Below are 1,704 nucleotides of genomic sequence, written 5' to 3'. Positions count from 1 at the left end.
TGTTTGTGGTAAAACATAACAATAAATTTAAGCAGATTCGCAACGCTTGGCACTTTTGGTTTGAATCAACTTTAGTGTTTACGGCACAATGCTTTAGGTAGGTGGCAGCGTTGCTCACTACTTAATTTGGCGTTATGTCAAAGGGGAAACTTATGGAGTTAGTAGTTAAAATATTATCAATGCTTGACCATAGAGGGACATGGACTTTGTTAGGTCTCTTAATGGGTTTTTTCCTCAATACATACTGGAATTACAGAAAGGACTTAAAAAAACAAGATACAGCAAAGCAAGTCTTGCTGGATGAACTGCGATTTAATAGTCGTCAGTCCGAAGACAAGATCGAAATACTAAAAGAAGTAATCCATGCTCTAAAAATGAACCGTTTTTTGTCACCTAAATGTCCTTCTTTTTCAACTATTGAGTTTAAGTCTCAGTTTTGTATAGCATTACCCAAATTAACTACTATTGAAAAAGATAATCTTCGTCATCTACACAACTATTATGTTCAAGTAGATGAATTGTTATCGGAGTTTGAAGCGAATTTTAAAGCAGACTTCGATAATTTAGATAAGCGTAATACAACAGTTGAATCGATTTATTCGTCCAATGTCATATTATTGGAAAACATAGAAGAGTCACTTCAGAATAATCTTAAGTTAGCCCAAAGCACTTTAGAAGGTAATCCAATTGACATCTTCAATCATAAAATGACATAACAATAAATTTAAGCAGATTCGCAACGCTTGGCATTTTCGGTTTGAATCAGTTTTAGTGTTTACGGCACAATGGGTTAGGTTAGTGGTAGCGTTGCTCACTACTTAATTTGGCGTTAGCAGTACAAAGGAAATTCAGTGGAAATTTTGGAACATATTATTGGTGTGCTTGGTGGAGATACTGTTGTTTTAGCTGCCCTTTTTGCCTTTATTAGTAAAATTTGGGTCAGTCGAATAGTTGAAAAAAACAAAGCAGAACTGCAAAAAGATCTCCTGTCTTTAAAGACAGAACTAGATACGACTAACAAAAAACTTGAAGCTGAGTTACAAAGTGCCACATACATCTCTCAAGTTCAGCTAGAGCATGAATATAAGGTTTATCGTGACATTTGGGCTTCGCTTATAGAGTTAAAAAGTGCAACTATGCACTTACGCCCATTTATGGATTATGTCGATCCAAATCAATCACAAGAAGACAGAATTCGGGAACGCTTGCAGTCATTTGCGGTAAAGTTCAATGAAATGTACAAAGTTCTCGAACACAACAAACCTTTTTACCCTCAAGATATTTATGAAGCCTTAGATCGTGTGTGTGAAAAGTGCCGTCATGAAAGCATTGATAGCGAGTATATCGAACGAAAGAACTCAGAGTATTACAAAGAAGCTCAAGTTAACAGACGTGAAATTGTCGACCTTATCAACTCAGCTTGTGATGTCATTAGAAATAGACTCAATGAAGTTAAAGTGAAATAGTACTGCTAACAAAGCATTTAAAAGTGATTCGCAACGCTTGGCAGTTTCGCTTCGCTCAAGTATAACCAAGCGTCGCTCACACCTTAATGCGGCGTTATGTGCTTAGGAGTAAAATGGAAATTACGAAAGCGAAAGTAGGTCATCAAGACCAGTTTAAAGACTACGTTGAGTCCTGTATTGCTGATGGCTTAGAGCTTTATGAAGAAGCAAAAACTGACAGTAGTGCGTATCTAAAGAA

2 protein-coding genes are annotated in these 1,704 nt (G+C 36.4%); both read left to right on the top strand.

Annotated features, from left to right (window positions below; genetic code table 11):
* Positions 1–152 precede the first annotated feature (152 nt).
* On the top strand, positions 153–716 hold the full coding sequence (locus ELS82_RS24700; RefSeq protein WP_134837736.1) for a hypothetical protein: 564 nt from the start codon (positions 153–155) through the stop codon (positions 714–716).
* A 135-nt stretch (positions 717–851) separates the two neighbouring features.
* Positions 852–1,466, top strand: a complete 615-nt coding sequence (locus ELS82_RS24695) for a hypothetical protein (RefSeq protein WP_134837735.1) — start codon at positions 852–854, stop codon at positions 1,464–1,466.
* The last annotated feature ends 238 nt before the right edge of the window (positions 1,467–1,704 follow it).

Origin of the sequence: Vibrio ouci, assembly GCF_004551525.1 — a bacterium.
GTDB classification, from domain to species: Bacteria; Pseudomonadota; Gammaproteobacteria; order Enterobacterales; family Vibrionaceae; genus Vibrio; species Vibrio ouci.
This window is presented reverse-complemented; position numbering and strand designations above follow the sequence as displayed.

Bases quoted from the DNA above. Each gene is read 5' to 3' on its own strand.
- ELS82_RS24700 (WP_134837736.1), top strand. From the start codon at position 153: ATGGAGTTAGTAGTTAAAATATTATCAATGCTTGACCATAGAGGGACA.